Genomic DNA, 8,225 nt, shown 5'->3' on the forward strand with positions numbered 1-8,225 from the left:
CGGCGAGGTGCGTCCGGAGCTGGTCGTGGCTCTCGTAGTGGAAGCGTTTGACGGTTGCCTCCTTGATGGTGCGGTTCATCCGTTCGACCTGACCGTTCGTCCACGGGTGGTTCGGCTTGGTGAGCCGGTGTTCGATGTCGTTTGCCTCGCAGATCATGTCGAAGCGCATCTGGCGGGACCAAGCGGTTTTGCGATTGCGAGGCTGCTCGGCGAATTGGATGCCATTATCGGTCAGGATCGTGTGTATCCGGTACGGCACGGCCTTCAGCAGGTGTTCGAGGAAATCCCATGCTGTGCGCCTATCGGCCTTGTCGACGAGTTGGGTGACTGCGAACTTGCTGGTGCGGTCTATGCCGACGAACAGATAAAGCTTTCCTTCGGCAGTTTGCACCTCGGCGATATCGATGTGGAAGAAACCAATCGGATAACGCTTGAAGCGCTGACGCTTGGGCTTGTCGCCCTCGACATCCGGTAGCCGTGAGATGCCGTGCCGCTGAAGGCAACGGTGCAGCGCTGACCGAGTCAGGTGCGGTAGCGACGGCTGCAATGCGTAGAGGCAGTCGTCGAGCGGCAGCAGCGTGTGGCGACGGAACGCCGCCACCATTGCCTCCTCCGCTTGGGACAAGGTCGTTGAATGAGGGGCCTTCGGCCCGGTCTTCAAGTCCTCGACCGTCGCCCTCTTACGCCACTTCGCCACCGTCTTCGGGTTGATCCCCAGCTCACGGCTCAGCGTCGCGAGCGAAGCTTGCGATCGCTGTATTGCTGCTCGGACGGCGTGCGTGGTCGTGGCGCACCCATGACGTACCTGTCCCATACGGCCCCCTTCCATTCCAACGAAAGGATCACACCACCGTGGGATCAAACACCTAGCTGGTCGCAGATTCTCAGTGTCAAAACTGGTGGGAAGTAATAGCAAGCCTGACCCCAGATATTGCTGTTGAAGACCATCACTGAATTGCGACCACATATTTGCAATTATTTTAGGCAAAGCCACGTTCTCTAGCCCAAGCAATGGCTGCGGCACGCCGATTGACACCGATCTTTCCATAGATACCGGCGACATGGTTGCGCACCGTGTTCCCCGAAAGCGACAAACGATTAGCGATCGCCTTGTCGTCCAGGCCCTTGCAGATCAGCCCCAGCACTTCGCGCTCACGAGGTGTCAGGTCGGCGGTCTCCGTAGAGGTTTCGGCGCGCGGATTACGCAGGGTCGCGAGCTTGTCCATTACGGACCGGCTGAACCAGCTCGCATCCTTCATCACCGCCTCGATCGCGTCGGCAAGCTCCAGCTCGCTCCTCCGGCGCGTGGTAATGTCCTGGTAGAGCCAGAGGGTGCAGCGTTCGCCCCTGATCTCCATGCGCTCGGCCGACATGAGGCAGTCAACCGGTTGCCCGTCCGCATCGATCAGCCGGACGTCGCGGTTGCGCACGCCCCCGCTTCGATCCAGTTCCTGCTGCACCTCCTCACGTTGCGCCGGATCGGCCCAAAGCTCGGGGTCGCCGGCGGCTCTGCCGATGGAGCCGGCCGAGCTGCGACCAGTGAGGCGAACGAAGGCGTCGTTCACGTCCATCGTGCGGTGACTGTCGGGCGAAGTCAGCACCATCGCCACGGGCGCCATTTGAAACAGAGTGTGAAAGTGCGTCTCGCTCGATCGCAATGCACGCTCTGCCTTCCGGCGCGGCTCCAGGTCGGCGAAGGTGAACAGCATGCACTTGTCGTCGCCGACTTCGATCGGCTGCCCGGCGATGATGACGAGCTTGGTGTTGCCATCAGGTAGCGGCAACTCGGCTTCCATCTGCGGGATCGTCCGGCCCTCCGCGAGGCACTGTTTGGCATAGTCCTTTCGCTCGGCGCCGTTCAGAATGTCGAGGTCGTAGAGGCTGTTCCCTTGGACCACCTGACGGGGGTAGCCGGTCATTTCGAGAAAGCCGCGATTTGCCCGGCTAAATCGCTGATCCGAGAGCCGCATAATGAGCGCCGGCGCGGGGTTGGCCTGGAACATGGCCTCGAACCGCGCCTCCGCTTCATACTGTTCGGAAACGTCCTGAATCACGAGCGCGAGGCAGTCCGGCTCTTCGTCGTCCCCGGTCATCACGACGTCGCGCACCCGATGGGTCCAACGACGTTCATCGCTGCCGGCGGCACTCACCTCCACCACCAGGTCCGGGAAGCTCTCGCCCGCCAACATGCGGATGACAGGATATTCGCGGTTGGCGAGCCGGTGCCCGTTGCGGAACCGGAGCGCGAACCGCTGCGCATAGGTGTCGGCGTTGCCGCCAAGTCCTTCGAGCTTGTCGACGCCGTGCATCGCCAGCGCAGCATCATTGGCCCAGATGATCGTTCCGGCCAGGTCGATCAGGATGACGCCGGCCGTCATACCGCCGATCAACTGTTCGAGGTGGGTCAACGTGTCGCGTGCGAGAACACGGGAGAGCGGATTGGCCATGCCGGTAGAGCGCCGAGCCATAGGACGATGTTCCTCGCAGATAATGAACAGCTCAACGAGAACTACTGCACGGATAGTAGCAAACTACCAGCTCGCCCAACCAAGAAAAAGTTAGCTCCGGGACACTTCAAGGGTTCGGCGGCGTTAGGTGGCAAAGCTGAAGGACAGGCATGCCCGACGACATTCGCTTACCGATCATTGAGGAGGAGGCGCACGTTACCAAACGTGCGGCCGACGTCGAGCATGTCACGGTCCGCACCGTCCCCGAGCAGGAGCAGGTCGTTGTTCGTGACGAGGTTCGCCGCGAGCACGTCGAGATCAGGCGCGTTGCGGTTGACCGCGAAGTCGATCGAGCCCCCGTTGTCCGTGAGGAGAACGGCGTCACCATCATTCCCGTGATCGAGGAGCGATTGGTTGTCGAGAAGCGGCTTTTCCTCGTCGAGGAGGTCCACGTCTTCCGGTCGGCGCAGGCGGAGGCGGTCGAGCTGCCGACCACGCTCAGGCGCACCCGCATCGAGGTCGACCGCACCGATCTCACCAAAACCCAGGAGGATGTTCATGGCAGGACCTAACGATGACAGGCCGGAGGGCGCACCGAGTCACATCCATATCGAGAAGAACAAGGGCTTCAACTGGCTCCCCTGGTTGCTGCTTGCGCTCGGGATTCTGGCGTTGCTGTTCGCTCTGAGCCGCTGCAACCGTGAGGACACCGCTGCCGTCGCTCCCGCTCCTACGGCCGCCTCGACCGAGGTGGTCGCGGCAACCCCGAACGCCGGGTCCGCTGACGCGCTGGTCGGCACGTCCGGTCTCGGCACTTATCTGGCCGGCACGGAGCCGCTTCCCCGCACCTTCACCTTCGAAAAGCTCAACTTCGACACCGCCAAGAGCAATATCCGACCTGCCGATGCTGCCGAGGTGAACGAGGTGGCCGCGACCCTCAAGCAGTATCCGAACTCCCGAATCCGCATCGCCGGCTACGCCGACGCGCGCGGCACCGATGCAGCCAACATGGCGCTCGGCAAGGCCCGAGCCGATAGCGTCAAGTCGGCGCTCGTCGCGCAAGGCATCAACGCCGGCCGCATCGAGACTGTCTCAGGCGGCGAGACCGATCCAGTCGACACCAACGCTACCGCTGGCGGTCGCTTTGAGAACCGCCGCACCGAACTCGTCGTGACGGCGAGGTAAGCCGCCAAATCCCGTCTCAATCGCAGGAGTAAGATCATGTCCAGCACCATCACCGCTCTGTTCGACAGCCGCGCCGAGGCCGAGGCAGCCAAAGACCGGCTCAAGAGCGCGCGGATCGACGCCGACCACATCCATATCCACGACAAGTCGAGCGCCGGTTACAAGGAGACCGGCTACTCGACCCATGAGGACCGCGGCTTCTGGGACTCGATCAAGAACGCGTTCGTGCCCGATGAAGACCGCCACACCTATGAGGAAGGCGTGCGCCGTGGCGGTGCGCTGTTGACCGCAGACGTCGATGACGATCGCGTCGACGAGGCGGTGCGCGTGCTCGAAGAGGCCAACTCGATCGACATCGACGACCGTTCGAGCCAGTGGCGCTCGTCGGGCTGGGATTACCCCGGCGCCGCTGCCGGTGCGACCGGGGCTGCGCTCGGCAGCTTCGACCGTCGCGAAACCGCCGGCCGCACGGCCGAACAGGAAGAGGTGATCCCGATCGTCGAGGAGCAACTGGTCGTCGGCAAGCGGGACGTGAGCCGCGGTGGGGTGCGCGTCCGCTCCTACGTGACCGAGACGCCGGTTCACGAGCAAATCCGCCTCCGTAACGAACGCGTCAACGTCGAGCGGCGCTCGGTCGATCAGCCGCTTTCCGCGGCCGATACCGACGCCTTCCGCGAGCGGACGATCGACATGACCGCAACCGGCGAGGAAGCCGTGGTCGGCAAGACAGCCCGCGTCGTCGAGGAGGTCGTGGTCTCCAAGACGGCCGAGGAGCATGTCAAGGAAGTCGACGACACCGTGCGCCGAACCGACGTCGAGGTCGATCGCGACACCGACGTCGAGACCCGCGGCTCGACCTTCCGCGACACCGACAAGCGTATCTAGTCGGTGGGGCCCGGCGCGGGTGAGAGCCCGCGCCGGGCTCACACGCTTTGCCAACAGGGGAGACGGCGATGGACCCGAACTATGTGACAGCGGACGGCATGATCGCCGGCACCCGCAACTTCGGCGACACCGCCGTTCTCTACCTTCAGGAGTGGGGACCGCGCGTCCTCGCCGCGGCCGTCATTCTCCTGATCGGCTATCTTCTGGCGAGGGCCGCCAAGTGGGGCGTCGCCGCGCTGGTCAACAAGACGCCACTGGCTCGGCATGCGCACCGGCAGTCTGGCATCCCTGAAACAGGCCGTAACCCCAAGAGCGTCGGCGCCCAGGTCGGCGACGCCGCCTTCTGGATCGTGATCCTGATTGCGCTCGTGCTGGCTGCCCAGCCGCTCGGCCTGGCCGCTGCCACCAGCCCGGTCGGCCGCATGCTCAACCAGTTCGGCGCCGCCATTCCCAACATCGTCGGCGCAGGGCTGATCTTCTTCGTCGGCTACATCGTTGCAAGCGTCGCCAAGAAGGCGGTGGAGGCGGTGTTGACCGCTGCCCGCACCGAGCAGCTTGCCGAACGCGCCGGCATGGCCAAGGCCGATCCCACGACGCTGCCGCGGATGGTCGGCGGGATCGTGTTCGCGCTCATCATCATCCCGGTTGCGATCGCCGCGCTCGATCAGCTCAACATTCGCGCGATCTCCGAGCCGGCGACCGCGATGCTCCGGATCATCCTCGACAGCATCCCGCATGTCGTCGCGGCCGCGATCATTCTCGCGCTCGCCTATGTGATCGGCCGGTTCGCGTCGCAACTGCTCACCCAGTTCCTGAGCGGCACCGGCTTCGATCGCACAATCGGCGCGCTCGGCGTGTTTCCCTCAAGCACGACGCCAGCCCCCGGCGTTCCCGCGACGCCGGCGGGAACCCCGTCGACCCCGACGCTGATGCCGTCGAAGCTGCTCGGTCACGCCGTGTTCGTCGCCATTATCATCTTCGGCCTGATGGAGGCGTTCCGGCAGCTCAACTTCGCCTACGGCTCGCGCATGATGGCGGAGATCCTGACCCTGCTCGGCTCGGTCATCTTCGGTGCCGTCATCATCGCGGCGGCCATCGCCATCGCGAAGCTGGTCTCGACGGTCGTGCGCGCCAGCGGCGGTGCCAATGCCGCGCTGACTGCGAAGATCGTGCACGTCGCGATCATCGTGCTCGGCACCGCCATCGGGCTGCGCTTCATGGGTCTCGCCGACGACATCATCAATCTCGCGTTCGGCCTGATTCTGGGTGCCATTGCCGTCGCCTTCGCGCTCGCCTTCGGTCTCGGCGGACGGGACGCCGCCGCCAAGCTGGTCCAGCGTCTTAGCGGCTCGTCCGCGATGCCGGCTCCGCCGATCGCGCCGCAGTCGAGCACCACCCTCCGTCCGGGCAGTTCGACGCCGAGCGAGGAACCGCGGTCATGAGACGAGGGCTACGCCTCCAGCTCGTCGGGCTGGCACTGATCGCGTTCGTGGGGGCCTGTGACGGCCCCCGCGAGGATGCCGGCGAGCAGGCCGACGCCAACGCAGGTGTCGTATCGAGCGAGGATACGATCGAGAAAGGGCCGGCGGAGCGGACGGGTGAAGCCCAGGATCGTGCCGCTGACAGTCTGAACGAGGCGATCGAAGCACGTGCGGACGCCGCCGAGGACCAGGTGGACGCCGTTCGCAGCGAAGCCGATCAGCGGGCGGATGCCTTGGAAGAGGAAGCCCGCAGGGTTCGTGCGACTGCCGAGAAGAAGGCGGATGCGACGGAAGATCGTGCCGACGCGATTCGGCAGCGACAGTAACAACGGCCCGCAAGAGGTCTCGCGTAATGAACTGGGAGCCAGGCGGTGTTCGGTCCCTGTCTGCTCATTCCGCCAGGCTGATGCGACATCCATCTGAAGCGCCCGGAACGCGCTACTGCCTGGAGAGCGGCGCAGGTGCCCAGCTTTTCATCGCCTGAACCCTATATCCTCTGGCTGACAGGTGCCGGAGTCCTGATCGCCCTCGTAGCATGGCTGCCGCTTGCGTTGAAACGATTGCCGCTGTCGCTGCCGATCATCTGTGTCGGGATCGGAGCCGTGGTCTTCTCGTTGCCGGCTGTGTCGCTGCGGCCTTTGCCGCTGTCTTACGCCGAAATCACCGAGCGCTTCACCGAGTTCATCGTTATCATCGCGCTGATGGGCGCAGGCCTGAAGCTGGATCGCGTATTCAGCTGGCGCCGATGGAATGTGACCTGGCGGCTGCTTGCGGTCACGATGCCCCTCAGCATCGCGGCGATCACGGCGATCGGAGGCTGGGGCTTGGGCCTGTCATGGATCGCGGCGCTTCTGCTTGGGGCTTGCCTCGCTCCCACTGATCCCGTGCTCGCGTCAGACGTGCAGGTCGGTCCTCCCAAGACCGGAGAGGAAGACGAGGTGCGCTTCGGTTTGACGTCAGAAGCGGGCCTGAACGACGGTTTTGCCTTTCCGTTCGTCAACCTCGCTATCGCGCTGGGCATTTCGGCGAGCACCGGAGAGCCTTGGGCGCGCGAATGGGTGTTCCATAGTGTGTTGTGGGAAATCGGCGTGGGTGTCGTCGGCGGTTGGTTGATCGGCCGCCTGTTCGGCTGGCTGACCTTTCACGTGCCAGCGGAAACCAAGCTGGCTCAGACCGGGGATGGCCTGATCGCCATTGCCGCGACTTTCGTCTCCTACGGCGTGACCGAGCTCCTCAACTGCTACGGCTTTCTGGCTGTCTTCATCACCGCATTGACGCTTCGCCGCTCGCATCGCGATCATGAGTTCAACCGCGAGATGCACGACATCACCGAACAGGTGGAGCGCATCGGCATGATGGTGCTCCTGATCCTGTTCGGTGGTGCGCTGGTCAGTGGGCTCCTTCAACCGATTGGTTGGGTAGATGTACTGGCCGCTGCGATCATTATCCTCGTCGTGCGGCCCGTTACCGGCCTGATAGGGCTTGCCGGCTTGCGGGCAGACCTCTCCGAGAAGATGACTCTTGCCTTCTTTGGCATCCGCGGTGTCGGCTCCTTCTATTACCTGGCTTATGCGCTGAACCACGTTGAGCTTGCCGGAGGCGAGCGGCTGTGGGCCATCGTAGGATTGGTGGCGCTGTTTTCCATCCTCCTCCACGGGCTGACCGTCACGCCGGCTATGCGTCTCCTGGACAAGCTACAGGGACGCGATCCGGATGCCGACCTGCCGCCGCCAGGATTGAAAGGCCCTGCGGCGGATACAGAGCGAGCTTAGGTTGCTGGTGTCATAACCGGTCGAGGCTGTTGAAAAACGGCTGCTTGCGACTGTGACGAGGGCGTGATTCACTCCTGCAAGGCGGCAGGGGATCACGGACATGATGGGTCGGCAGGTGGCACAGGGCGCGCTGTTCTACGGCTTCCGGCTCGATGAGCATGTGCCGGTTGATCACCTGCTCCGACGCATCGACGGCGTATTGGACTTCGGCTTCGTGCGCGAGGCGCTGGCGTCGAGCTACAGCGCGAGTGGGCGACCGTCGATCGACCCTGAGCTGATGCTCAGGATGCTGCTGGTTGGCTATCTGTTCGGCATCCGTTCGGAACGCCGCCTGTGCGACGAGGTGCACCTCAACCTCGCCTATCGTTGGTTCTGCCGACTCGATCTGGCTGACCGAGTGTGTGGATCGGCGTGGAAAAGGGACCCCGGTAGCGGAGTGATCGGCGTCGAAAAGG

The 8,225-nt window shown here is 63.9% G+C and carries 9 protein-coding genes; 7 read left to right on the forward strand and 2 right to left on the reverse strand.

Translation table 11 applies throughout. The features are described from left to right. Both Q0579_RS06110 and Q0579_RS06115 read right to left on the reverse strand, forming a co-directional pair. Positions 1-814, reverse strand: an 814-nt coding sequence (locus tag Q0579_RS06110; protein ID WP_298810293.1) for an IS481 family transposase, incomplete at its 3' end; no start/stop codon positions are given. A 166-nt stretch (positions 815-980) separates the two neighbouring features. Then, positions 981-2,447 carry a helix-turn-helix transcriptional regulator gene (locus Q0579_RS06115; RefSeq protein WP_298810296.1) on the reverse strand — a complete coding sequence of 489 codons (1,467 nt, stop codon included), beginning with the start codon at positions 2,445-2,447 and terminating at the stop codon, positions 981-983. Between the two features lie 170 nt (positions 2,448-2,617). On the opposite strand from Q0579_RS06115, the gene Q0579_RS06120 reads away from it, so the two are divergent. The 7 genes from Q0579_RS06120 to Q0579_RS06150 all read left to right on the forward strand — a co-directional run. Further along, positions 2,618-3,019 (forward strand): YsnF/AvaK domain-containing protein, encoded by a 402-nt coding sequence (locus tag Q0579_RS06120; RefSeq protein ID WP_114689064.1) that lies wholly within the window; start codon positions 2,618-2,620, stop codon positions 3,017-3,019. Continuing rightward, a complete protein-coding gene (locus Q0579_RS06125) occupies positions 3,006-3,632 on the forward strand; it encodes an OmpA family protein (RefSeq protein ID WP_298810311.1) in 627 nt (208 codons plus the stop codon). Before Q0579_RS06120 ends, Q0579_RS06125 begins: the two co-directional genes overlap by 14 nt. A gap of 36 nt (positions 3,633-3,668) precedes the next feature. Continuing rightward, entirely contained in the window at positions 3,669-4,517 is an 849-nt protein-coding gene (locus tag Q0579_RS06130; RefSeq protein WP_298810313.1) for a DUF2382 domain-containing protein, read from the forward strand. 98 nt (positions 4,518-4,615) lie between these two features. Further along, entirely contained in the window at positions 4,616-5,959 is a 1,344-nt protein-coding gene (locus Q0579_RS06135; protein ID WP_298810316.1) for a mechanosensitive ion channel, read from the forward strand. Continuing rightward, positions 5,956-6,324, forward strand: coding sequence for a hypothetical protein (locus Q0579_RS06140; protein ID WP_298810319.1), 369 nt, complete (start codon positions 5,956-5,958; stop codon positions 6,322-6,324). Before Q0579_RS06135 ends, Q0579_RS06140 begins: the two co-directional genes overlap by 4 nt. 135 nt (positions 6,325-6,459) lie before the next feature. After that, on the forward strand, positions 6,460-7,770 hold the full coding sequence (locus Q0579_RS06145; protein ID WP_298810322.1) for a cation:proton antiporter: 1,311 nt from the start codon (positions 6,460-6,462) through the stop codon (positions 7,768-7,770). Positions 7,771-7,870: 100 nt separating this feature from the next. Then, positions 7,871-8,225, forward strand: a 355-nt coding sequence (locus tag Q0579_RS06150; RefSeq protein ID WP_298810326.1) for a transposase, incomplete at its 3' end; no start/stop codon positions are given.

Source organism: uncultured Sphingomonas sp. (assembly GCF_936927845.1).
Taxonomy (GTDB): domain Bacteria; phylum Pseudomonadota; class Alphaproteobacteria; order Sphingomonadales; family Sphingomonadaceae; genus Sphingomonas.

What these genes read in the sequence shown, in the direction of transcription:
- Q0579_RS06140 (WP_298810319.1), top strand. Translation starts at nt 5,956, where the DNA reads ATGAGACGAGGGCTACGCCTCCAGCTCGTCGGGCTGGCACTGATCGCG.
- Q0579_RS06130 (WP_298810313.1), top strand. Translation starts at nt 3,669, where the DNA reads ATGTCCAGCACCATCACCGCTCTGTTCGACAGCCGCGCCGAGGCCGAG.
- Q0579_RS06135 (WP_298810316.1), top strand. Translation starts at nt 4,616, where the DNA reads ATGATCGCCGGCACCCGCAACTTCGGCGACACCGCCGTTCTCTACCTT.
- Q0579_RS06120 (WP_114689064.1), top strand. Translation starts at nt 2,618, where the DNA reads ATGCCCGACGACATTCGCTTACCGATCATTGAGGAGGAGGCGCACGTT.
- Q0579_RS06125 (WP_298810311.1), top strand. Translation starts at nt 3,006, where the DNA reads ATGGCAGGACCTAACGATGACAGGCCGGAGGGCGCACCGAGTCACATC.
- Q0579_RS06115 (WP_298810296.1), bottom strand. Translation starts at nt 2,447, where the DNA reads ATGGCCAATCCGCTCTCCCGTGTTCTCGCACGCGACACGTTGACCCAC.